Annotated in this window: 23 protein-coding genes and 1 tRNA gene; 20 read left to right on the forward strand and 4 right to left on the reverse strand. The window is 62.0% G+C overall.

Going from position 1 to position 23,439, the window contains the following annotated elements; translation table 11 throughout:
• Window positions 1-141: 141 nt before the first annotated feature.
• Both LUA85_RS08410 and LUA85_RS08415 read right to left on the reverse strand, forming a co-directional pair.
• The gene (locus LUA85_RS08410; RefSeq protein WP_231468714.1) at window positions 142-483 is read right to left on the reverse strand and encodes a cell division protein ZapA; all 342 of its coding nucleotides are present in this window, start codon (window positions 481-483) and stop codon (window positions 142-144) included.
• Window positions 480-686 carry a hypothetical protein gene (locus tag LUA85_RS08415; RefSeq protein WP_231468716.1) on the reverse strand — a complete coding sequence of 69 codons (207 nt, stop codon included), beginning with the start codon at window positions 684-686 and terminating at the stop codon, window positions 480-482. The genes LUA85_RS08410 and LUA85_RS08415 overlap by 4 nt, the downstream gene beginning before the upstream one ends.
• Before the next feature lie 225 nt (window positions 687-911).
• On the opposite strand from LUA85_RS08415, the gene tkt reads away from it, so the two are divergent.
• From tkt to LUA85_RS08455, 8 genes are all read left to right on the forward strand, one after another.
• Window positions 912-2,900: a transketolase gene (gene tkt / locus LUA85_RS08420; protein ID WP_231468718.1), complete on the forward strand. Its 1,989-nt coding sequence runs from the start codon at window positions 912-914 to the stop codon at window positions 2,898-2,900.
• A gap of 19 nt (window positions 2,901-2,919) precedes the next feature.
• Window positions 2,920-3,927 carry a type I glyceraldehyde-3-phosphate dehydrogenase gene (gene gap / locus LUA85_RS08425; protein WP_231468720.1) on the forward strand — a complete coding sequence of 336 codons (1,008 nt, stop codon included), beginning with the start codon at window positions 2,920-2,922 and terminating at the stop codon, window positions 3,925-3,927.
• A 13-nt stretch (window positions 3,928-3,940) separates the two neighbouring features.
• A complete protein-coding gene (locus tag LUA85_RS08430; RefSeq protein ID WP_231471805.1) occupies window positions 3,941-4,408 on the forward strand; it encodes an MOSC domain-containing protein in 468 nt (155 codons plus the stop codon).
• Window positions 4,405-5,592 (forward strand): phosphoglycerate kinase, encoded by a 1,188-nt coding sequence (gene pgk / locus LUA85_RS08435; RefSeq protein WP_231468722.1) that lies wholly within the window; start codon window positions 4,405-4,407, stop codon window positions 5,590-5,592. The genes LUA85_RS08430 and pgk overlap by 4 nt, the downstream gene beginning before the upstream one ends.
• Before the next feature lie 154 nt (window positions 5,593-5,746).
• Entirely contained in the window at window positions 5,747-6,652 is a 906-nt protein-coding gene (locus LUA85_RS08440; protein WP_231468724.1) for a fructose bisphosphate aldolase, read from the forward strand.
• Window positions 6,653-6,756: 104 nt separating this feature from the next.
• Window positions 6,757-7,401 (forward strand): thiamine phosphate synthase, encoded by a 645-nt coding sequence (thiE, locus tag LUA85_RS08445; protein WP_231468727.1) that lies wholly within the window; start codon window positions 6,757-6,759, stop codon window positions 7,399-7,401.
• A gap of 56 nt (window positions 7,402-7,457) precedes the next feature.
• Window positions 7,458-8,576, forward strand: coding sequence for a L,D-transpeptidase (locus LUA85_RS08450; RefSeq protein ID WP_231468729.1), 1,119 nt, complete (start codon window positions 7,458-7,460; stop codon window positions 8,574-8,576).
• A gap of 64 nt (window positions 8,577-8,640) precedes the next feature.
• Entirely contained in the window at window positions 8,641-10,584 is a 1,944-nt protein-coding gene (locus LUA85_RS08455; protein WP_231468730.1) for an OPT family oligopeptide transporter, read from the forward strand.
• Here the strand turns inward: LUA85_RS08455 and LUA85_RS08460 are convergent.
• Window positions 10,581-10,958: a hypothetical protein gene (locus tag LUA85_RS08460; protein ID WP_231468731.1), complete on the reverse strand. Its 378-nt coding sequence runs from the start codon at window positions 10,956-10,958 to the stop codon at window positions 10,581-10,583. The genes LUA85_RS08455 and LUA85_RS08460 overlap by 4 nt on opposite strands.
• A gap of 93 nt (window positions 10,959-11,051) precedes the next feature.
• On the opposite strand from LUA85_RS08460, the gene efp reads away from it, so the two are divergent.
• From efp to LUA85_RS08480, 4 genes are all read left to right on the forward strand, one after another.
• Window positions 11,052-11,615 carry an elongation factor P gene (gene efp, locus LUA85_RS08465; protein ID WP_231468733.1) on the forward strand — a complete coding sequence of 188 codons (564 nt, stop codon included), beginning with the start codon at window positions 11,052-11,054 and terminating at the stop codon, window positions 11,613-11,615.
• Window positions 11,616-11,619: 4 nt separating this feature from the next.
• Complete coding sequence (locus tag LUA85_RS08470) at window positions 11,620-12,444, forward strand: inositol monophosphatase family protein (protein WP_231468735.1); 825 nt, start codon at window positions 11,620-11,622, stop codon at window positions 12,442-12,444.
• 46 nt (window positions 12,445-12,490) lie between these two features.
• A tRNA-Leu gene (locus LUA85_RS08475) sits at window positions 12,491-12,574 on the forward strand.
• A 49-nt stretch (window positions 12,575-12,623) separates the two neighbouring features.
• On the forward strand, window positions 12,624-13,940 hold the full coding sequence (locus tag LUA85_RS08480) for an amidohydrolase (protein WP_231468737.1): 1,317 nt from the start codon (window positions 12,624-12,626) through the stop codon (window positions 13,938-13,940).
• Here the strand turns inward: LUA85_RS08480 and LUA85_RS08485 are convergent.
• Entirely contained in the window at window positions 13,937-14,461 is a 525-nt protein-coding gene (locus tag LUA85_RS08485; protein WP_231468739.1) for a hypothetical protein, read from the reverse strand. The genes LUA85_RS08480 and LUA85_RS08485 overlap by 4 nt on opposite strands.
• 131 nt (window positions 14,462-14,592) lie before the next feature.
• Between LUA85_RS08485 and radA the strand changes: the two genes are divergently transcribed.
• The 8 genes from radA (at window position 14,593) to LUA85_RS08525 (ending at window position 23,424) form a co-directional block, all read left to right on the forward strand.
• Entirely contained in the window at window positions 14,593-15,960 is a 1,368-nt protein-coding gene (gene radA, locus LUA85_RS08490; RefSeq protein ID WP_231468741.1) for a DNA repair protein RadA, read from the forward strand.
• A gap of 11 nt (window positions 15,961-15,971) precedes the next feature.
• Entirely contained in the window at window positions 15,972-16,526 is a 555-nt protein-coding gene (locus tag LUA85_RS08495; protein WP_231468742.1) for a CvpA family protein, read from the forward strand.
• Between the two features lie 2 nt (window positions 16,527-16,528).
• Window positions 16,529-16,942, forward strand: a complete 414-nt coding sequence (locus LUA85_RS08500) for an iron-sulfur cluster assembly scaffold protein (RefSeq protein WP_231468744.1) — start codon at window positions 16,529-16,531, stop codon at window positions 16,940-16,942.
• 135 nt (window positions 16,943-17,077) lie between these two features.
• On the forward strand, window positions 17,078-18,706 hold the full coding sequence (locus LUA85_RS08505) for an MFS transporter (protein ID WP_231468746.1): 1,629 nt from the start codon (window positions 17,078-17,080) through the stop codon (window positions 18,704-18,706).
• Window positions 18,699-19,745, forward strand: coding sequence for an alanine racemase (gene alr, locus LUA85_RS08510; protein WP_231468748.1), 1,047 nt, complete (start codon window positions 18,699-18,701; stop codon window positions 19,743-19,745). The genes LUA85_RS08505 and alr overlap by 8 nt, the downstream gene beginning before the upstream one ends.
• Window positions 19,746-19,833: 88 nt before the next feature.
• Window positions 19,834-20,385, forward strand: a complete 552-nt coding sequence (phaR, locus tag LUA85_RS08515; RefSeq protein ID WP_231468750.1) for a polyhydroxyalkanoate synthesis repressor PhaR — start codon at window positions 19,834-19,836, stop codon at window positions 20,383-20,385.
• 68 nt (window positions 20,386-20,453) lie between these two features.
• Window positions 20,454-22,016: a proline--tRNA ligase gene (gene proS / locus LUA85_RS08520; protein ID WP_231468752.1), complete on the forward strand. Its 1,563-nt coding sequence runs from the start codon at window positions 20,454-20,456 to the stop codon at window positions 22,014-22,016.
• Between the two features lie 85 nt (window positions 22,017-22,101).
• Window positions 22,102-23,424 (forward strand): M28 family peptidase, encoded by a 1,323-nt coding sequence (locus LUA85_RS08525; RefSeq protein ID WP_231468754.1) that lies wholly within the window; start codon window positions 22,102-22,104, stop codon window positions 23,422-23,424.
• Window positions 23,425-23,439 lie beyond the last annotated feature (15 nt).

Here is a 23,439-nt window from a genome sequence, read left to right on the forward strand (position 1 = left end):
GAAAATCCTCCGACGCCTCGACGTCAGGTGGGGACCGCTTGCCCAAGACCAGGATCAAGGACAGGGGCAGCCCCCTTGGATTGCTTATAGCCTCAGGGATATTCATGCGGCTCGTGCCGGGCAGATCCCGTCGTCCCTTATTTAGGCGTTCGCAGGCCCATGCTCAAGGGCGCCCCCAAGTTTTTCAAGCCGTTCGGCCAATTGATTGATGCGATCGATCGTTGCGGCGTCAATTGCGGGCGCTGGCGGAGCAACAGCGGGAGCATTCGCGGCCGGAGGCGGCGCCTGCCGGTGAGCTTCGTGCAATTCGTCGGCAAGCATCAGCGCAACAACCAGCAGCATCCGCGATTCGCTGGGCGCGCCGCCCATGCGTTGGGCGCGTTCGTCGATCATGCGGCCCAGCATCTCGACGTGGGCTTCCTCACCCTCGGCGCATGACACGGCAAAAGACCGCCCGCCGATAGGCAGGTTTACGTTGCTCATTTCGGCAGGCCTGCCAGCAGAAGGTCAAGCTGGTGCAATTCCTGCGCCACCGTGTCCTTCAGCTTGCGGTGACGGACTTTGAGAATCGCAAGTTCCTGCCCCGCCTCACCGTCATGATTGCCCTGTTGTGAAATCGCCCCCTCGACCTTCGCGAGCGCCTGCTCGAGCCGGTCCAGCGCGGCATCCAATGCTTCGGTCGCCATGGGCATGGACGCTACCACATTGTCCGTTTATCGCAACAGCGAAGCAGCCTGACGAATGGAGGAGCGTCGGACATTCACATTGCGGGACATTCCGAAACACTCTCACCATAGCCGCAGCCTTGACCGGGGGGGCTGCCGTGACCAAAGAGGCCGCGCTCCGAATCATCGGGAATCGTGCAATGGACTGTTGGATCCACCGCACGACATGGAAGGTCTTTTGCAAGCATGACACGCGAATCCGCCGGGCTGGCGCATAATCAGGAACAATTGGTCCCGATGGCCAATGCAATCCGCGCGCTGGCCATGGATGCCGTTCAGGCTGCCAATTCCGGTCACCCAGGCATGCCGATGGGCATGGCCGATGTGGCGACTGTGCTGTGGACCCAGTTCCTGAAGCACGATCCGTCTGCACCGCACTGGTCCGATCGCGATCGGTTCGTGCTTTCGGCCGGCCATGGATCGATGCTGATCTATGCGCTGCTGCACCTCACCGGCTATGCCAGCCCGACCATGGCCGACATCGCCAAGTTCCGCCAGCTGGACAGCGTTTGCGCCGGTCACCCGGAAAACTTCCTGATCGATGGCGTGGAATGCACCACCGGCCCGCTGGGGCAGGGGCTTGCCATGGCGGTTGGCATGGCGATGGCCGAGCGTCATCTCAACGCGCAGTTCGGCGATGATCTTGTCGATCACAAGACCTGGGTTGTTGCCGGTGACGGCTGCCTGATGGAAGGCATCAATCACGAAGCGATCGGACTTGCCGGTACGCTGAAGCTGGGTCGTCTCAACGTGCTGTGGGACGACAACAAGATCACCATCGATGGCGACACCTCGCTTTCGACCACCGAGGACATTCTGGGCCGCTACACCGCCAGTGGCTGGCACGTTGCATCGTGCGACGGCCATGACTTTGCCGATATCGCTCGCGCGCTCGCCGAAGCGTCCGCCGATCCGCGTCCGTCGCTGGTGGCCTGCCGCACCGTGATCGGCAAGGGCGCGCCCAACAAGCAGGGCGGGCACAACGTCCACGGCTCGCCCCTGGGCGCTGACGAGATCGCCGCCGCGCGCGATTATCTGGGCTGGACGGCAGCACCGTTCGAAGTGCCTGCCGATATTCTGGCCAACTGGCGCGCTGCCGGCATGGCAGGCCAGGCCGACCGTTCAGCATGGGAAGCCCGCGCTGCCGGCAATGCCAAGGCCGCCGAACTGGCGCGGCGCATGTCTGGTGAACTGCCTGCGGACACCGGTTATGACGCCTATGTCCAGTCGCTGATCGCCACCCCGCCCAAGGTCGCCACGCGCAAGTCGAGCGAAATGGCGCTGGAAGCCTTCACTGCAAACGTGCCGGAAATGGTCGGTGGATCGGCCGATCTTACAGGATCGAACAACACCAAGACCAAGTCGACGTTGCCGTTCACGCCCGAAAGCTATGACGGTCGCTATGTCTATTACGGCATCCGCGAATTCGGCATGGCCGCCGCGATGAACGGCATGGCGCTGCATGGCGGGGTGATCCCCTATGGCGGCACGTTCCTGATCTTCTCGGACTATTGCCGCAACGCCATCCGCATGTCAGCGTTGCAGCGCCAGCGTGTCGTCTATGTGTTGACGCATGATTCGATCGGTCTTGGCGAAGACGGTCCTACCCATCAGCCGGTCGAACATGTCATGTCCTTGCGCATGATCCCGAACCTGCTGGTGTTCCGCCCCGCCGATGCCATCGAAACGGCTGAAGCGTGGGCGCTGGCGCTGGCAAACAAGGATCGTCCTTCTGTTCTCGCGCTCACCCGCCAGAACCTTCCGCCGGTACGCTTCGATGCCGAGATGAAGAGCGCGAAGGGGGCCTATCGTCTGGTTGAAGCCAAGGGCGACCGCAAGGTCGTGCTGCTGGCAACGGGTTCGGAAGTGGCGCTGGCCATGGATGTGGCCGCCAGGCTGGAGGCACAGGGCATCGGCGTCGATGTCGTTTCGGCTCCCTGCTGGGAACTGTTCGACGAACAGGATGCCGCCTATCGCGCCGATGTGCTGCCTGCGGGCGTGCTCAAGGTTTCGATCGAGGCAGGTGTGACGCTTGGCTGGCAGAAGTATGTCGGCGATGGCCTGACCATCGGCATCGATTCGTTCGGCGCGTCGGCTCCGGCCGAAGTGCTGTTCGACCACTTCGGTCTTTCGGCTGAAAAGATTGTTCCGCAGATTCTTGCGCGGGTTTCGTAATCTAACAGGAGAACATCCCATGGCGACCAAGGTTGCAATCAACGGTTTCGGACGCATCGGGCGCAATGTTGCACGCGCCATTCTCGAACGGCCCGAATGCGGCCTTGAACTGGTCTCGATCAACGATCTGGCAGACGCCAAGGCGAACGCCCTGCTGTTCAAGCGCGACAGTGTGCATGGTGCCTTCTCTGGCGACGTTTCGGTTGATGGCAATGACCTGATCGTCAATGGCAAGCGCATTCAGGTGACCGCCGAACGCGATCCCGCCAACCTGCCGCATGCCGCCAACGGCATCGACATCGCCCTGGAATGCACGGGCTTCTTCACCACGCGCGAAGGCGGCCAGAAGCACCTTGATGCAGGCGCAAAGCGCGTGCTGATCTCGGCTCCGGGCAAGAAGGTCGACCTGACCGTCGTGTTCGGCGTGAATGACGACAAGCTGACCGGCGATCACAAGATCGTGTCGAACGCATCGTGCACCACCAACTGCCTCGCGCCGATGGCCAAGGTTCTGCATGAAGCGATCGGTATTGAACGTGGCCTGATGACCACGATCCATTCGTACACCAACGACCAGAAGATCCTCGACCAGATCCACAGCGATCCGCGCCGTGCCCGCGCTGCTGCGATGAACATGATCCCGACCAGCACCGGTGCTGCCGTGGCCGTGGGTGAAGTCCTGCCGGACCTCAAGGGCAAGCTCGACGGGTCTTCGATCCGCGTTCCCACCCCGAACGTATCGGTGGTCGACCTTACCTTCACGCCAAAGCGCGATACCACGCTTGAAGAAGTCAACGCCGTGCTCAAGGCAGCAGCCGAAGGCCCGCTCAAGGGTGTGCTGGGTTACACTGAAGAACCGCTCGTATCGATCGACTTCAACCACGATTCGCACTCGTCGACCATCGACAGCCTCGAAACCGCGGTGCTCGAAGGCAAGCTGGTGCGCGTGCTTTCGTGGTATGACAACGAATGGGGCTTCTCGAACCGCATGCTCGATACTGCGGGCGTGATGGCGAAGTTCCTCTGAGGATAGCGTGACCATGGGGCGTCTTGGCGGGATTGCACGGCACGGCCGTTCTCGCGGACCGATCGAGACGCTCCATCACGTTTCCGTGACGCAGGCCGAAGGCGTTCACGGCGATCTGCGCGGGGCGATTCGTCCCGGCAAATCGGGCCGTCGCCAGATTTCGCTCATCGAAGCCGAAAGCTGGGATGCCGCCATTGCCGAACTGGGCGACGGCGTTGACCGGGCGATGCCCTGGCATGTGCGCCGGGCAAACCTGCTGGTCGAGGGCCTGCGCCTGCCGCGTGAGGCCGGAAAAGTCATCGCCATCGGTGCCAGTCTGCGCATAGAAGTCACCTGCGAATGCGATCCGTGCAGCCGCATGGACGAAATCCTGCCCGGCCTGAAAACCGCGCTGCTGCCCGACTGGCGCGGCGGCGTGCTTGGTCGGGTGCTTACCGATGGCGAAATCGCCGTTGGCGACGAAGTGAGGATCGAGGAATGAGCTTCAAGACACTTGACGATATTGGCGATGTGACCGGCAAGGTCGTGCTGGTTCGCGAAGACCTCAATGTGCCGATGGCTGACGGCGTGGTGACGGACGATACCCGGCTGCGCGCCACGGTGGCGACACTGAACGAACTTTCGGACAAGGGTGCCAAGGTTCTGGTGCTGGCACACTTCGGTCGTCCGAAGGGGCAGCCTTCCGAAGAATTCTCGCTGAAAAAGCTGGCAACGCCGCTTTCGGGTGTGCTGGGCCGCCCGGTCAGCTACATCGACTGGGAAGGTGACAAGGCTGCCGTCGCCGCACTGGCTCCCGGCGCCATCGCCATCCTTGAAAACACGCGCTTCTTTGGTGGTGAGGAAAAGAACGATCCTGCCGTGATCGAACGCTTCGCCAGCCTTGGCGACATCTACGTCAACGACGCCTTCTCTGCTGCACATCGCGCCCACGCCTCGACCGAAGGCCTGGCTCATGCCCTCCCGGCCTATGCAGGTCGTGCGATGGAAGCCGAACTCACCGCGTTGGAAAAGGCGCTGGGCAAGCCAGAGCATCCGGTGGCAGCGGTTGTCGGCGGGGCCAAGGTTTCGACCAAGCTCGACGTGCTCAAGCACCTTGTCGGCAAGGTCGATCACCTGATCATCGGCGGCGGGATGGCCAACACCTTCCTTGCCGCGCGCGGCGTGGCGGTCGGCAAGTCGCTGTGCGAACACGATCTGACATCGACTGCCGACGAAATTCTCGCCAATGCCGAAAAGGCCGGATGCACCGTGCATCTGCCGTATGACGTTGTGGTGTCCAAGGAGTTCGCGGCCAACCCCGCCAGCTTGCGCACCTGCAACGTGCACGAAGTTGCGGCTGACGAAATGATCCTCGATGTCGGGCCGACCGCTGTCGAGGCGCTGGGCGACGTGCTGAAGACCTGCAAGACGCTGGTATGGAACGGGCCGATGGGCGCGTTCGAAACCGAGCCTTTCGATACGGCAACCGTTGCGCTGGCGCGGACCGCGGCAGCGCTCACCAAGGAAGGCTCACTGGTTTCGGTCGCGGGCGGCGGCGATACCGTGGCGGCCCTCAACCATGCGGGCGTGGGCGGCGATTTCTCGTATGTCTCGACTGCGGGCGGGGCCTTTCTCGAATGGATGGAAGGCAAGGAATTGCCCGGCGTCGCCGCATTGCAGCGATAATTTTTCAAGGCGCGTGTTGCACTGCGGCACGCGCCTTATTATGGCATGCAAAGGCATTGATATGCGTCGAGTTGCGGCGCATTATTTTTGGCGCGATTGCGCATAGGTATGCGAGGCCGGTTTTCCGCGCTTCCACGAGAAACAGGACGGGCTGATGAACACGACCGAAATGACCGCAAAGATGGCCTCCGGTAACGGCTTCATTGCCGCTCTCGACCAGTCGGGCGGCTCCACACCGAAGGCTCTGGCCGGATACGGCGTGACCGAAGATGCCTGGACCACCGAAGAGGAAATGTTCGGCCTGATCCATGACATGCGCGCGCGCATCATCCGTTCGGATGTGTTCACCGGCGAAAAGGTCATCGGCGCGATCCTGTTCGAACGCACCATGGACGGCACGGTTGACGGCAAGGGCGTTCCGGCCGCGCTGATCGAAAAGGGCGTCGTTCCCTTCATCAAGATCGACAAGGGTCTGGAAGATGAAGCCAACGGCGTCCAACTGATGAAGCCGATGCCAACGCTCGATGCGCTGCTTGAAAAGTCGAAGGCGCTTGGCGTTTATGGCACCAAGGAACGCTCGGTCATCAACTCGGCCAACCGCGAAGGCATTGCCGCCGTGGTCGCGCAGCAGTTCGAGATCGGCAAGCAGGTCCTCAGCCACGGCATGATGCCGATCATCGAACCCGAAGTGAACATCAAGAGCGAGACCCGCGCCGAATGTGACGCGATCCTGCTCGACGAGATCCTCAAGGCTCTGGATGCGCTGCCTGAAGGCACGCAGGTCATGCTCAAGCTGTCGCTGCCGATCGTGCCGTGCACTTTCGATCCGCTGGTCGCGCACCCCAAGGTGCTGCGCGTGGTTGCGCTTTCGGGCGGCTACAAGCGCCCTGAAGCCTGCGTTGAGCTGGCAAAGAACACCGGCATCATCGCCAGCTTCAGCCGCGCCCTTCTGGAAGACCTGCGCCACCAGATGACCGATGCGGAATTCGACGCCGCGCTGGGCGCTGCGATTGACGAAATCTACACCGGCTCGACGCAGAAGACGCTCGTCGCCGCATAAACCACCCGTTTGAGAGGACGGCAAAGGCGCGCCCCGTGCCCGGCAAAAGCCGGGGCGGGGCGTTTTTCTTGCGGTGCAGGCGGCGCAGCGATAAGGCGCGGGGCATGACCGACCTTGCCAGCGAACTGTATCTGATTTCCCCCCTCGCCGTTGACGGGATTTTTCCCGAACGGCTCGCCCGCGCGCTCGATGCAGGGCCGGTGGCAGCGTTCCAGTTTCGCGTAAAGGGTCTTGACGATCACGCAGCAGCACGGCTTGCCGAACCGCTCCAGCGCATCTGCGCAGACCGCGATGTTGCCTTCATCGTCAATGATTCCGTCAGCCTGGCAAAGCGTCTTGGTGCCGATGGCGTACATCTGGGCCAGAAAGACGGCGACGTGCGAGAGGCGCGCGAACGTCTTGGTCGCGATGCGCAGATCGGCGTGACCTGTCACGACAGCCGCCACCTTGCGATGGCTGCGGGCGAAGCGGGGGCAGATTACGTGGCTTTCGGCGCGTTCTTTCCGTCCGCCACCAAGGACACGGAATTTGTGGCGGCGCTGGACTTGCTGGAATGGTGGCAAGGGATCTTCGAACTGCCATGCGTGGCGATCGGCGGGATCACGCCAGCCAATTGCGGGCCGCTGGTGCAGGCCGGGGCAGATTTCATCGCTGCAAGCAATGCAGTTTGGGGTGGGGATGAAGCCGCAGCAATCGTTGCGTTCCACGAAGCCATCCGCGCCAATCCGCGTACAAGCGACGACGGCTGAAGGGAACTGTCGGAGCAGGCGGAGCGTTCAGGCCGCACAGCTTTCCGGGAGTCCAGATGTTTCGCCATGCCACAGTAGCCGCTCTCGCCCTCGTTTCCCTTGCCGCCTGCCAGTCCGAACAGCCCCAACCCGCTGCATCCGAAAAGGCGTCTTCAGCGGTTATCGACCCCATGGCGTCACGCGATCCAGCCCCTGGCGAACCCGGCGAAAAGGAGGATGTCGCGCGCCCGGTGATGCAGGCACAAGTCGTGCTGGAACGGCTCGGCTTTGCCCCCGGCGTGATCGACGGCAAGGAAGGACTCTCGACGCGTAACGCGCTGGAGGGATATCAGCAGGCGAATGGTCTGCCGGTAACGGGCAAGTTCGACCCTGCCACGATGACGTCGCTTGGCCGATGGTCGAACATTCCGGCGACCCGCGTGGTCACGATCCCGGAAGACTTTGCGCGCGGACCATTCGCGCCACTGCCGAAGGACCCTGCGGCGCAGGCGAAGCTGCCAACGCTTGGCTATGCGTCGTTTGAGGAAAAGCTGGCGGAGCGCTTCCACACCACGCCTGAGGTGCTGCGGGCGCTCAACGCCGCCGCCGCACCCCAGCCCACAGGCGCTTCGCAGGCCGCAGAACCTTCGCCAGCAATCTATGCTGCGGGCCAGAAGTTGCGTGTGCCCAATGTGGGCGCGGATTCATTCGATGCCGCGACCGTCGAGAACAAGGAATGGGCGGCCACATTGGTAAGCCTTGGCGTCGGCACGTCACAGCCCAAGGCGACGCGCATCGTCGTAAGCAAGCGCGCCGGGACATTAAAGGTCTTTGACGAGGCCGATAAACTGGTCGCTCTGTTTACGGTCACGACCGGGTCGGCCAAGGACCCGCTGCCGCTGGGCGACTGGAAGATCAACGGCAAGTCCTACAATCCGCAGTTCAGCTATGACGCCAGCCTGTTTTGGGATGTGCCCGACAGCAAGGGCGAGCACCTGTTGCCGCCGGGGCCGAACGGGCCGGTGGGTGTCGTGTGGATCGACTTGTCCAAGGAGCATTACGGCATTCATGGCACGCCCGAACCCCAGACCATCGGTCGTGCCGAAAGCCACGGGTGTGTTCGCCTGACCAACTGGGATGCGGCGCGCCTTGCGCAAATGGTCAGCGGTTCCACCAAGGTTTCGTTTGTAAGCTGATCGCGCTTCCCTCCATCGCCGTGCCGTGCAAGACAAGGCGCCTGTTGCATCGGATGGAGCGCGCATGACGGGACTGGCCGCGAGAGAATTGACCCTTCGCGGCATCGTGCTGGGGGCGGTCCTCACCGTCGTATTCACCGCCGCGAATGTTTATCTGGGGCTTCGCATCGGTCTGACTTTTGCAACGTCCATTCCGGCGGCGGTCATATCGATGGCAGTGCTGCGGGGATTTTCCGGGACAACGATCCAGGAAAACAACATCGTCCAGACCATTGCCAGCTCGGCGGGGACGCTTTCGGCCATCGTCTTCGTGCTGCCAGGTCTGGTCATGGTCGGGTGGTGGGCCGATTTTCCATACTGGGAATCGGTCGCCGTCATCGCGGTCGGCGGCGTTCTGGGCGTGATGTATTCCGTGCCGTTGCGGCGCGCGCTGGTGACAGGCTCGGATTTGCCATATCCTGAAGGTGTCGCCGCTGCCGAAGTGCTGAAGGTTGGCGCGGGCGTTGGCGGTGCTGAAGAAAACCGCAAGGGTCTTGCCGCTGTCACCGCTGGGGGCCTGCTGGCTGCTCTCTATCCCCTGCTCGCCAAGATGAAGCTGGCGGTCGAGGAAGTGGGCGGCGTGTTCAAGGTGGGCACCGGCGGATCGATGCTGTTCGGCGGCCTTTCGCTGGCGCTGGTCGGGGTCGGGCACCTTGTCGGCATCGCCGTGGGCATCGCCATGCTGACCGGTATTGCGATCAGTTTCGGGCTGTTGTTGCCGCAATTCACGGCGGGGGGTCCTCCTGCGGGCACTGAACTCGCCGATTTCGTGGGCACCGTTTTCCGCCAGAAGATCCGCTTTGTCGGCGCCGGCACCATCGGTGTTGCCGCGATCTGGACGCTGCTGCGCGTGATCGGTCCGATTGTGCGCGGCATTGCGGGGGCGCTTGCCGCAAACACGGCGCGCAAGGGCGCCGGACTGGATAGCCTCGCCCTTACCGAACGCGACATTCCGATCGGCATTGTGGGCGCTACAATTCTCCTGTCGATGATCCCGATTGCCTTGCTGCTGGCCGATTTTGCCGTCGGTGGGCCGGTGGCGGGCGCACTGGGCCTGACACTTGTTGCTTCGGTCATTTACGTGCTGGTGGCCGGGGTGATCATTGCATCGGTCTGCGGTTACATGGCAGGCCTGATCGGCGCGTCGAACAGCCCGATTTCAGGCGTCGGCATTCTGGCAGCGCTCGGCATTTCGCTTTTGCTGCTTGGCCTGTTCGGACAGGGTGGCAGTGAGGCGGACACCAAAGCGCTGGTCGCTTTCGCCCTGTTCGTCACCGCCATCGTGTTCGGCGTGGCGACGATTTCGAACGACAATCTGCAGGATCTGAAGACCGGCCAGCTTGTCGGCGCCACGCCATGGCGTCAGCAAGTGGCGCTGGTGCTGGGCGTACTGTTCGGGGCGCTGGTGATTCCGCCGATCCTCGATCTGCTCAATTCCACATTCGGCTTTCAGGGCGCGCCAGGCGCGGGTGAGAATGCCTTGTCGGCACCACAGGCAGCGCTGATCTCGGCCATTGCGCAAGGCGTTCTGGGGGGCAGCCTTGACTGGAATCTGGTCGGGCTTGGTGCAGCCATCGGCGTGGGCGTCATCAGTGTCGATGAACTGCTCAAGCGTTCCGGGCGCAGCCTTCCGCCGCTCGCCGTCGGCATGGGCATGTACCTGCCAACGCAAGTGACCATGCTGGTGATCGTGGGCGCCGTGCTCGGCCATATCTACAATCGCTGGGCGGCACGTCAGTCCGCACCGGATTTTGCCGAACGCATGGGGGTACTAACCGCAACTGGACTTATCGTTGGGGACAGCCTGTTCAATATCGCCTACGCCGCCATCGTGGCAGCAACGGACAATCCCGATGCGCTGGCTGTGGTCGAGGATTTCCCCTTCAGCCTGCCGCTGGGTGTCGCGATTTTTGCAGCGATCCTGATTTACGCCTATTGGCGGATGCGGCGTGATGCCAGGTCGGCTTAACCCGGCGTTGCGATATTGATGGGGCTGGCGTGAACGCAGCGAATGGCTGGTGCCTCGTCATCGCGGCCCTGCTCGCGCATGATTTCCTCACCATCCATGACAAAGCGCCGCCCCGAAAACGAACCGCTGGTCAACATGAGTTCGCCAGCAAGGCGAAGATACGAACCACGTGTGCCATCGGGCGCGATATAGCTTGAATCGGGCACTGTGCGGAAGCTGAGTTCAGGCTTTGCTATGGGCATGACCGTGGCGTCGCCTGGAACTTCGCAAGTCCAGTTTCCCAGTTGAAGCGTTGTCAGCTTGCCGCCGGGAACGGCGCTTGCAGACGTCGCCACGGTCAGCAGCGCAAGCGCGGGGAGGGTCATCCGTTTCATGGAAAATGCGCTAGCATGCGACGCCCGCTTGAAGCAACGGCCACGAGCGGCTAAGGGCCGCGCTTCCCTTACTTAGGCAAGGCTCTTTCCATCATGAAGATCAGCGGCGTGGACATCCGTCCGGGCAATATCCTGGAATACGAAAAGGGCATCTGGAAAGTTGCCAAGACGCAGCACACCCAGCCCGGCAAGGGCGGTGCGTTCATGCAGGTCGAGATGAAGAACCTCATCGACGGCCGCAAGACGAACGTCCGCTTTCGTAGCCAGGACACGGTCGAGCGCGTCCGTCTCGACACCAAGGACTTCCAGTTCCTTTATGCCGAGGGCGACGACCTGGTGTTCATGGACGTGGAAAACTACGACCAGATCACGCTGCCTTCCGATCTTCTCGGCGATGCCGCAGCATTCCTGCAGGACGGCATGACCGTACTGCTCGAAATGTATGACGAGCGCCCGATTTCGGTACAGTTGCCCGATCAGGTCGAAGCCACCATCGTCGAAGCCGATGCCGTGGTGAAGGGCCAGACCGCTTCTTCGTCGTACAAGCCCGCGATCCTCGACAATGGCGTGCGTGTGATGGTTCCGCCGCATATCGGCAGTGGCACCCGCATCATCGTCGACGTTTACGAACGCTCCTACGTCGGCAAGGTGGGCTGATTAGATGGCTGCTATTACTGGCCTCATCCGGGTGATGGAGCGCGCCGCGCGGAAGGCTGGCCAACGCCTGCGCCGCGATTTTGGCGAAGTCGAACACCTTCAGGTCAGCAAGAAAGGCCCCGCTGACTTCGTGTCGAAGGCCGATCAGATGGCCGAGCGCATCTTGTGGGACGAACTGCGCGAGGCACGTCCGGGCTGGGGCTTCCTGATGGAAGAAGGCGGCGAGATTCCGGGTGACGACGGCAAGCCGCGCTTCATCATCGATCCGCTCGACGGCACCAGCAACTTCCTTCACGGCATCCCCCACTTTGCGATTTCCATCGCGGTGCAGGAACCGACTCTGGACGGCAGGGGCTGGGGCGAAGTCACCGCCGGCATCGTCTACCAGCCGGTCACCGATGAAAGCTTCTGGGCGGAGAAAAGCCGGGGCGCGTGGTTGCAGGACCGCCGCCTGCGGGTTTCGGCGCGCCGCTATCTCGATGAAGCGCTGATCGCCACCGGCATCCCGTTTGCCGGGCGCGGTGATATCAACGAATGGGTGCGGATCTACGCCGAACTCGGTCCCCGGATCGCGGGCATCCGCCGCAACGGTGCGGCGTCGCTCGATCTCGCGTGGGTGGCAGCGGGCCGTTATGATGGCTATTGGGAAAGCAGCCTGCAGCCGTGGGACAGCGCCGCCGGATGCCTGCTCGTGCGCGAAGCCGGCGGTTTCGTGTCCGATTACAAGGGCCGGTCGCTGCCCATCTGCGACGAAACGATCCTTGCCGGCAATGACGCGCTCCATTCAAAGCTGCACAAGCTTTTGGCAGGATCGCTTCGCAACACTTGACGTGTCGTCAGGGGGCTGGCTAAGGCCCGTCCCCTGACGATCCCGTGCCCCTGTGGCGGAATGGTAGACGCGAACGACTCAAAATCGTTTGTAGAAATACGTGCCCGTTCGAGTCGGGCCAGGGGCACCATCCGCATAAAGCAGTTGTCTGTTCCGCCGCCGCCGGTAGCGTGCGCGCCATGAAGACCTTGCTTGCTGCCGCATCGGCCATCGCGCTTTCCGCAACACCCGCCAGCGCAGATCCATTGCGCGAGGCGATTGTGCGCGATTTGCCGGGCCTGATGGAAATTTACCGCGAATTCCACGCAAACCCGGAACTGAGCTTTCAGGAAATGCGCTCGGCCGGAAAGCTGGCGGATGAGGCGCGCAAGGCTGGATTCGAAGTGACCGAAAAGGTGGGGCAGACTGGCGTTGTGGCCATACTGCGCAACGGTTCAGGGCCTGTTGTCCTGATTCGCGCCGATATGGATGGCTTGCCGGTCATCGAGCAGACTGGCCTTGCCTTTGCTTCGAAGGTGCGCGGCACCTCCACCGCCGGGGTTGAAAGCGGCGTCATGCACGCCTGCGGCCATGATACCCACATGACGGCGTGGATCGAAGTGGCCCGGTTGATGGCCGCCAATCGCAAGGCATGGTCCGGCACCCTGGTAATGATCGGCCAGCCCGCAGAAGAAGTGGGGCTGGGCGCAAGGGCGATGCTTGCCGATGGTCTCTACACGCGTTTCCCCAAGCCGAAATACACTCTTGCCTTTCACGATACCGGCGATCTGGCATCGGGTGTGATCGGCACTGTGCCGGGTTTTGCGCTGGCAAATGTCGATAGCGTGGACCTGACCGTGCCGGGCTTGGGCGGGCATGGCGCCTATCCGCACACCACGAAAGACCCGATCGTTCTGGCAAGCGCCATCGTCACCCGGTTGCAGACGCTGGTGAGCCGTGAGACCAGCCCGTTCGAACCTTCGGTGGTAACTGTGGGCAGCTTTCATGCCGGAGCCAAGCACAACATCATCCCCGATGAAGCACACTTGCAGCTGACCGTGCGCAGCTATGGCGACGCGCAGCGGCAGCGTCTGCTCGATGGCATTGCGCGGATCGCCAAGGGCGAGGCGATGGCCGCAGGAATGCCCGACGACCGCATGCCCGGCGTGGTCGTGCGCGAACCACATACCCGCGCGACATGGAATACACCGGACTTCACCCGGAAGATTCATGCGATCCTGTCCGCAAGGCTGGGGCAGGACCGCGTCGTCGAAACAACGCCTACGATGGCCGGGGAAGACTTCGGGGAATTTGGCCGGGCGGACAGCGACAATATCGAAACGACGATCCTGTGGGTGGGCGGACGACGCGCCGACGATCTGGAAAGGGCGCGCAGGGACGGCCGCCCGCTACCGTCGCTTCACAGTCCGTTCTTCGCGCCTGAGGCCGACAAGGTCATTGCGGCAGGTGCCGAAGCGCTGGTTGTTTCTGCGATGGCGCTCATGCCGAAAGGCTAGTCGATTTCCTCTGACCCTGAACGCGCCGCCGACGATGCTGCGAGCGCTGAAACTTGCGCGGGGCTGGGCACTGTTGGCCCTTCGTTCATCCGGCGCTGCCGCTCTTCCTCAAGCCGCTTGAGATAGGCAGCGCGCTGTTCGGGTGTCATCCGGGCAAGCGCGTTCTGGTTGACCTCCACGATGATCGGCGGTGGTGCCAGCACAAGGCCTGCGGGTATCACACCGCTGTTCCCGCCTGCCGCCGACGATCCGTCCATCGGCGCGCCGAACTGGCCATGGAAGCCGCTGCCGCCCGATTTGCGTTTGCCGCCATCTTCGCGGTTATCCGCAAGGGTCGCTTTGCCGAACTTGGGCTTTTCGGCCTGCTTGATCTCGGCGGGCTTCCGGTTGTGCGCCATCGCCTGTTGCGATTCACCATCTGCAAACACCGCAACGATCGTTGAAATCGCGACGGTTGCCATCGCGAAATGACGATACATCTTCGGATCGATGCCGAGAAAGTGGGAGGATGCTACAGCCATGGTGAAGGGCCATAGCACCGCCGCGTTAACGATGATCGCAAGTCGTGTGGTTAGCGAAATCTTGCGGTTTTGGCGGCGTTTTCCGCTTGGGCGCACTTGTGTTCCAGATATGTTCCGAATAAGCAGGTGCCATGGCCAAACCGAAACGCCGCTATGTCTGCCAGGCCTGTGGTAGCGTTACGCACCGCTGGCAGGGCCAGTGTGCCGATTGCAGCGAATGGAACACGCTGGTTGAAGAAGCGCCGGAAACGGTCTTTTCGGCCAAGCATGATTTGTCCAGCGGCGGTCGGCGGGTTGCGTTCGTCTCCCTCGATGCACCGATAGCGCTGCCGCAACGGCGCAAGACGGGCATCGCAGAGTTCGACCGCGCATTGGGCGGCGGCCTTGTGCCCGGAAGTGCGATCCTGATGGGCGGCGATCCGGGGATCGGAAAATCCACGCTGCTGCTCCAGGCGTCGGCCAAGGTTGCCATGGAAGGCGGTACGGCGGTTTATATCAGCGGCGAGGAAGCTTCCGATCAAGTGCGCCTGCGCGCAGATCGCCTTGGCCTTGGCAAGGCACCGATCCGTCTTGCGGCCGCCACTTCAGTCCGGGATATTCTGACCACGCTGGGCACGATGGAGCCGCCTGCGCTGCTGGTAATCGATTCGATCCAGACGATGCATTCCGACCAGATCGAGGGTGCGCCCGGAACCGTCAGCCAGGTGCGCGGCTGCGCGTTTGAATTGATCCGTTATGCCAAGGAAACCGGTACAGCACTGGTTCTTGTCGGCCATGTGACCAAGGACGGTTCGATTGCCGGGCCGCGTGTGCTGGAACACATGGTCGATGTGGTGATGAGCTTCGAGGGAGAGCGGAGCCACCAGTACCGCATCCTGCGCGCGATCAAGAATCGCTTCGGGGCTATTGACGAAATCGGCGTGTTCGCGATGGCCGGGGCAGGGCTTGAGGAAGTGGGTAATCCTTCGCTGCTGTTCCTTTCAGGACGTGAACAGGAAGTGCCGGGCAGCGCCGTGTTTCCCGCGCTTGAAGGGACGCGCCCGGTGCTGGTGGAAATTCAGGCGCTGACCGTTCGCCTGGCCAGCGGGGCCACACCCCGTCGTGCGGTGGTGGGTTGGGACAGCGGGCGCCTTGCGATGTTGCTCGCCGTGCTTGAGGCGCGGTGCGGGTTGAATTTCTCTACGGCCGAAGTTTATCTCAATGTTGCAGGTGGTTACAGGCTGACCGATCCCGCTGCCGATCTTGCCGTTGCTGCGGCGCTGATTTCTGCGCTGTCGGACAGGCCGCTGCCCGCGGATTCGATCTGGTTTGGCGAGATTTCACTGTCTGGCGAAGTACGGCCCGTAGCGCATACCCCGGTGCGGATGCGCGAGGCGGCAAAGCTGGGATTCACCCGCGGTTGCGGCCCTGAAGCCGGCGCAGAAAAAGTCGATGGCCTTCGTTACGCCCCGCTCAGGCTGCTGCCAAATCTGGTTGACCGGGTCATGGGCGGATCATAGGCTCGGCTGCGATGACCGGGTTCGATTATGCAGTTCTGTTACTTGTAGGCATCGGCGCGGTCGGCGGATTTTTCCGCGGTTTCGTCGAAGAGGTGCTGTCGCTGGCAGCATGGTGCCTGTCGCTGTTGGCAGTCCATTATTTCCATGAACGCGCGACGTATCAGGTCACCGATTTCATCTCGAACGAGACGGGCGCCGGTGTGCTCGCATTTTTCCTGTTGCTCCTGCTGCCTTACATCGTCGTGCGCTTCGTTGCGAGACGGATGGGGACGGCGAGCAGGGATTCCGTGATCGGGCCGATAGACCGGCTGCTGGGTTTCGGGTTCGGCGCAGTCAAAGGGTTTATCATCGTCGTCCTGGGCTATTCGGTCGTGGTGTTTGCCTATGACCTTGTCTGGGGCAAGGACGGGAGACCGGACTGGATTACGGAGTCGCGCAATTATCCGTTCCTCAATGCCGCGAGCGAGGAGTTGCTGACCATGATCGGGGATCGCCGCGAAGAGGCCGCCGATCAGGCGCGCGAAGTCGCCAGGCGCAAGGCCCGTGCTGCTGCCTTGGGCGAATAGCAATGGCATCCGCGGGGCTTTATACGCCCGAAATTCTCGCTGCGGCGATGACCTTGACACAATTTCCGTGGAACGATGGTTTGGAGCGAAAAGGCTCTGCCCGCTCGCGCAGTTGTGGCAGCACGATTGAAATGGGGCTGGCATTGGACGTGCAGGGCCGGATCAGCACGATCGGGATCAGGCCGCATGCCTGCGCGGTCGGACAGGCGGCCGCATCGCTTTTCGCAAGGAACGCGATCGGGCGCGATCAGGCACAGATCGCAGCGTCGAGACAGGACCTGGCGGCGTGGCTGGCCAAAGCCGGTACGGCGCCCGATTGGCCCGGAATCGACCTGCTGGAACCTGCGCGAAACTATCCCGCGCGCCACGGGGCGATGATGCTGGCGTGGGATGCCGCGCTTGATGCGCTTTCCTGAAAGGGGCTTCCTGAAAGATCTGGCCTGAAAGGGCTGGTCCGCAAGACACCGGGCGAATGCCGGGGCGGGGCTTTCGTCAGTCAGGGGTCTTCGCTAAGGCAGCAATCACAAGAGGACAATCCGGGGGATTCTGGTGTGAGCGTTGTTGAAGGAAAGGCCGGCGCGGTTGAGCCGAGCGCTTCGGACATTCGACTGGTCATTGCCGCCAGTTCAGCCGGTACGGTGTTCGAATGGTACGATTTCTTCATTTACGGGACGCTCGCCTCGATCATCGGCAAGACCTTTTTCCCGTCAGACAATGCGACCTTGCAGGTGCTGCTGGTGTGGGCGGGTTTCGCTGTAGGGTTCGGCTTCAGGCCACTGGGCGCGATCCTGTTCGGCTATCTGGGCGACAAGCTGGGCCGGAAATACACGTTCCTTGTAACCGTCACGCTGATGGGCGTTGCCACCGCTGGCGTGGGGTTGATTCCGTCTGCGGAAACAATCGGTCTGGTTGCCCCTGCCATCGTCATCCTGCTGCGGGTGCTGCAAGGGCTGGCGCTGGGCGGGGAATACGGGGGTGCGGCGATCTACGTGGCCGAGCATGCGCCGGGTGGCAGGCGCGGGTATTACACCAGCTACATTCAGGCCAGCGTCGTGGGCGGCTTCGTGCTCAGCCTGATCGTGGTGCTGTCCAGCAAGGCATTGATGACCGAGGCTGTGTGGCTTTCATGGGGCTGGCGCGTACCGTTCCTGGTCAGCATCGCTTTGCTGGCGGTGTCATTGTGGATGCGGCTGAAGCTTTCGGAAAGCCCCGTTTTCCAGGCGATGAAGGAGCAGGGCGAACTCGCCGGCAATCCGTTTGTTGAAAGTTTCACTTATCCCGGCAACAAGCGGCGCATCTTTATTGCCCTGTTCGGAATTGCCGCGGGCCTGACCGTGATCTGGTACACGGCGATGTTTACCGGCCTCAGCTTCCTCAAGTCTGCCATGCGGGTGGAAGACACGCTGGCCGAAATCATCGTCGGCATCGGTGCGGCGGTGGGGATGGTATTTTTCATCGTATTCGGCGCACTGTCGGACCGGATCGGGCGGAAGAAGCCTATCGTGTTCGGGTATGCCGCCACGCTGCTGCTGCTCTTTCCCACTTTCTGGTTGATGGGTTCGGCGGCCAACCCCGAACTGGCCGCCGCCGCTGCGCGCAATCCGGTGGTCGTCAGCGGCCCTGACTGCAATTACAGCCCTTTTGCCTCGGAACAGGACAGCAATTGCGGAAAACTGCTGGCAGACCTCGCGGCGTCGGGCGTTACCTACAAACTTGAACCAACATCGACCTTTACGGTCACGATCGGCGCTGAGCCTTCCGATCTTTCGGGTTACCCATGGACGGAGAAGGCTGCCGTACGCGCCGATGCGCTTCAGGCCGAGTTGGGCGCCAGGGGGTATGATTTTGCGAAGGTCACGCCATCGCTGGGGCGGATCGCTGTCGTTGTCGGGGCGCTGCTGGCGCTTATGGCTTTGTCGGGCGCCACTTACGGTCCGGTTGCGGCCCTGCTTTCGGAAATGTTTCCCCCTCGTATCCGCTATAGCTCGATGTCGATCCCCTATCATCTCGGCACCGGATATTTCGGCGGCTTCCTTCCGCTCATCTCAAGCTACATCGTTGCGCGGACGGGCGACCCTTATTCCGGCCTGTGGTACACCTGGATCATCGTGCTGGTCGCACTCATCGTGTCCGTCTGGGGGCTGAAATCGGGCCTTCCCACAGATTTTACGGATGACTGACATTCCGCTGCCGCCTGCTGCACTGCGCTTGCGCATGGATGCTGGCGCCCTTGCTTCGAATTGGCGAACGCTCGATGTGATGTCCGGCACGGCTCGTGCAGGTGCAGCCGTCAAGGCCAATGCCTATGGGATCGGCGCCGCGCGCGCTTCGCGTGTGCTGGCAGATGCGGGATGCCGCGACTTTTTCGTGGCGCACTGGGGCGAAGCGCCTGATCTGCTGGCCCATGTCCCCGCGGAACACATTGCTGTTCTGCACGGCCCGACTACGATGCAGGACGCCGATTTTGCCCGCGCGACGAGGGTGCGACCGGTTTTGAACACGCTGCGACAAGTCCATTTGTGGCATGAATCCGGCGGCGGCCCGTGCCATCTCATGGTCGATACGGGCATAAATCGCCTTGGGATCAGCCGGGACGAACTGGGCGATGCGGCTATCGCTGCGCTCGACCTGGATATCTGCCTCAGCCATCTCGCCAGCGCGGATGAAGACGTTTCGCAAAATGCTGCGCAACGGCTTGCGTTCGAATCGGTCCGCCAGTCAGTCAGTGCAAGACGCTACAGCCTGGCGAACAGCGCAGGAATTGCGCTTGGGCGCACATATCACGCCGATCTCACCCGGCCTGGGCTTGCGCTTTACGGAGGTGTTGCGCGTCCCGAACTTGCAGGCAGAATCGCGCAGGTCGCGTTCCCTGAAGCAGCGGTGATCCAGGTACGTTCGCTCAAACCCGGCGATCGTGTTGGCTATAATGCTACGTTTATTGCGCAACGGCCCATGCGAGCCGGTGTTCTCGCCCTCGGCTATGCCGACGGATACCTGCGCTGCTGGTCAGGGGCGGGGAGATTTTCGTGGCAGGGTCGCGATGTGCCGGTGCTGGGCCGGATATCGATGGATCTGACGATCGTGGACCTGACCGATCTTGCGGAATGCCGCGAAGGTGATTGGCTGGAAGCGGTTTACGATCTGCCACTGGCTGCGAAAGCCAGCGGGCTATCCCAGTACGAATTACTGACGCTGATGGGCCAGCGATTTGCACGTTAAAAGGCGATTAACGATTTCTGTTAAGTTTTGTTGCGCTGCACATGCTGCACATGCTAAAAGACGAAATGTCGCAGTGGGGGCGTAAGCCATGTCCAGTGAATCAAAGTCCGGCGAAGCGGTTATAATCAAAAAATACGCTAACCGTCGCCTCTATAATACAAGTACGTCGAGCTACATAACGCTCGATCATCTCGCGCAGATGGTGAAGGAGAACGTCGATTTCAAAGTGATCGACGCGAAGACCGGCACCGATCTGACACATGCTATCCTGACGCAGATCATCATGGATGAAGAAGCGGCGGGCGAGCAGATCCTGCCAACCAACTTTCTTCGCCAGCTGATTTCGATGTATGGCAATTCCATGCAGGCGTTCCTGCCCGGATACCTTGAAGCATCGATGGATCATTTCCGCGAGAACCAGGCCAAGATGCGCAAGGCGATCGAGGAGAGCATCGGCTCGAATCCGCTGGCGCAAATTGCCCAGCGCAACATGGAAATGTTCAAGGCTGCGGCAGCGGCCTTCGTTCCGGGCGGTGTCGTCAAGGATGAGGAAAAGCCTGCTTCCGAAGGTGGCGAGCTTGACGCCCTGCGCTCGCAGATGGCGGAAATGCAGAAGAAGCTCGACCAGCTTTCCAAGTAACGCATCGTTTCCCGCAATACCCAATCTGGGCATTGCGGGAAACGCGTTTGCGCCTTAACGCGCGAGCCATGAACCAGCACTCCAAGAATTCTTCAGGCATCAAGCACGCGCTGAATGTAAAGCGCGCCGATGACTTCGCCCAATGGTATCAGGCGGTGATCGCAGAGGCTGAACTCGCCGAGGAATCCGGCGTGCGCGGCTGCATGGTCATAAAGCCGTGGGGCTATGGCATCTGGGAACGCATCCAGAAGCTGATGGATGCGCAGATCAAGGAAGCGGGCGTAGAGAACTGCTACTTCCCGCTGTTCATTCCGCTGTCCTATTTCGCCAAGGAAGCGGAACACGTTGACGGCTTTGCCAAGGAAATGGCGGTTGTCACGCACCATCGGCTGATCGCCGATGGCAATGGCGGGCTGATTCCCGATCCTGAAGCGAAGCTGGAAGAGCCGCTGGTCGTGCGCCCCACATCGGAAACGGTGATCGGGGCGGCCATGGCGCGCTGGGTGCAATCGTGGCGCGATCTTCCGCTGATGGTCAACCAGTGGGCCAACGTCGTGCGCTGGGAGATGCGTACCCGCATGTTCCTGCGCACCAGTGAATTCCTGTGGCAGGAAGGCCATACGGCTCACGCCGATGAAGCCGATGCCATGGCCGAAACCTTGCGCGCGCTGGAAATGTATCGCGCTTTTGCCGAAGGTCCGCTGGCCATGCCGGTCGTTGCCGGACCCAAGCCTGAAAACGAGCGTTTTCCCGGCGCGGTCGAGACGTTCTCGATCGAAGCGATGATGCAGGATGGCAAGGCGCTTCAGGCAGGTACGTCGCATTATCTGGGGACGACTTTCGCACAGTCGGCCGGGATCCGTTATCAGGACAAAGAAGGCCAGCAGGCGCTTGCGCACACCACCAGCTGGGGCGTGTCGACGCGGCTGATCGGCGGCGTGATCATGACGCATGGCGATGACGATGGTTTGCGGGTGCCCCCACAGGTGGCACCGCAGCAGATCGTGATCCTGCCGATGTTGCGCGATAACGATGGCGATGAAGCTTTGCTCGCCTATTGCGAAGAAATTCGCACCGCGCTGGCCAGGCAGTCGGTGTTCGATGAGCGCGTCCGCGTTCTGCTCGACAAGCGTCCCGGCAAGGCGACGCAAAAGCGCTGGGCGTGGGTGAAGAAGGGTGTGCCATTGATCCTTGAGATCGGTGGCCGCGATGCTGAGGGCGGGCAGGTTTCGGTATTGCGCCGCGATCAGTTGTGGCGCGAAGATGCCAAGCCGAACTTCGTGGGGCAGGCCAGGGAAGACTTCATTGCCGGGGCTGCCGCGCAACTGGAAGCGATCCAGTCTGGACTGTTCGAAGAAGCGCGCGCGCGCCGCGATGCCCAGATCGTGCGAGACGTGACCGATCTTGCCGGGCTTGCCGCATACTTTGCCGAAAGCGCGAAGTTTCCAGGCTGGGTTCAGGTAGGCTGGTCCAAGCCGACTGGCGCCGCGCTCGACAAGGTGGTTGAACAGCTCAAGGCGCTGAAGCTGACCATCCGCAATACGCCGCTCGGTTCCGAAATGCCGACCGGCACTTGCCTGTTCACGGGCGAACCGGCGGTGGAGACGATCCTGATCGCGCGGTCATACTGACAAGGTTTGACGGGTGGTGGCGCGTGTCGCCACCCTTGTTGCGGCGCAGGCTTGGCTGGGCTGCGCGATGACGTAAGCTGGGACCATGCGCTCCCTGATCCTTCTCGTCTCGCTGGCCATATCGCCATCGGCCTTTGCCGCCCCGCCCGAACAGGCAATCTCGGAAAGCAGGATGCGGGCCGACGTTGAACGCCTGATCGGTTTCGGCACCCGTCACACGCTGTCGAGCCAGACCGATCCTGCGCGCGGCATCGGCGCAGCGCGGGCGTGGGCGGAGGCGGAATTCCGCAAGACATCGGCAGCTTGCGGCGGCTGCCTTGAAATCGCGCTCCCCGAACGAATGGTGACGGGCGACCGTGTGCCGGTGCCGACCCGGCTCGTCAATGTGGTGGCGATCCAGCGCGGGGTCGAGCGGCCGGGCGAAGTCGTGATCGTGCAGGCGCATATCGACAGCCGGGTCAGCGCCATTCTTGATGCAACCAGCGATGCGCCGGGCGCGAATGATGACGGCTCAGGCACTGCGCTGGTGCTGGAAGCCGCACGGATTTTGTCAAAACAGAAATTTGCAGGCACCATCGTCTATGCCGCGCTTTCCGGCGAGGAGCAGGGTCTGCTTGGCGGGAAATTGCTGGCCGATTACGCGGCGCAGCAAGGCTGGACGATCAAGGCCGTGCTCAACAACGATATCGTCGGCGGGTCGCGCGGGTCGGACGGTTACCGCGATGATGCCCACGTCCGCGTCCTGTCCGAAGGGCCACGCGCCGATGCAACAGACGCCTTGCGGGCGCAGATGCGGCGCTATGGTGGCGAGAATGACAGCCCTTCACGCAATATCGCGCGCTGGATCGGTGGCCTTGCCACGCAAGATGCAAACGGTCTGGCAGTGCGGCAGATCTGGCGGGCGGACCGGATGGGGCGCGGCGGAGATCAATTGCCGTTTTCCGACAAGGGCTACCCCGCGATTCGTCTGACCGTGGCGGTGGAGGACTACGAACATCAGCATCAGGACGTGCGGGTGGAGAAGGGCATAAAGTTCGGCGACACCATCGATGAGATGGATTTTGCATACCTCGCCAAGGTCACGCAGCTGAATGTCCGCGCGCTGGCAGCGCTGGCCGCTGCGCCGATGCCGCCCGGACCGACAATGAAAGGTGCAGTCCAGACCTCGACAGAGCTTGAATGGAAGGCAGTTCCCGGAGCGGTTCGCTATAGAGTATGGCAACGCCGCACCGATGCGGCAGCGTGGGAAGCAGTGGTTGCGGAGACTGCCATGCTTTCTGTCACCCTGCCTGGCGTACGGGCCGACGACTGGTTGTTCGGGGTGAGCGCGATCAGTGCCAGCGGCGCCGAAAGTCCGGTTGCTTCTGCGGTGCCAGGCGGACAATTCGCGCCGCTACCCAAGCCCTGATCACCGCTTGCCATA

It is taken from the genome of Novosphingobium sp. CECT 9465, from assembly GCF_920987055.1.
In the GTDB taxonomy this organism is placed as follows: Bacteria; Pseudomonadota; Alphaproteobacteria; order Sphingomonadales; family Sphingomonadaceae; genus Novosphingobium.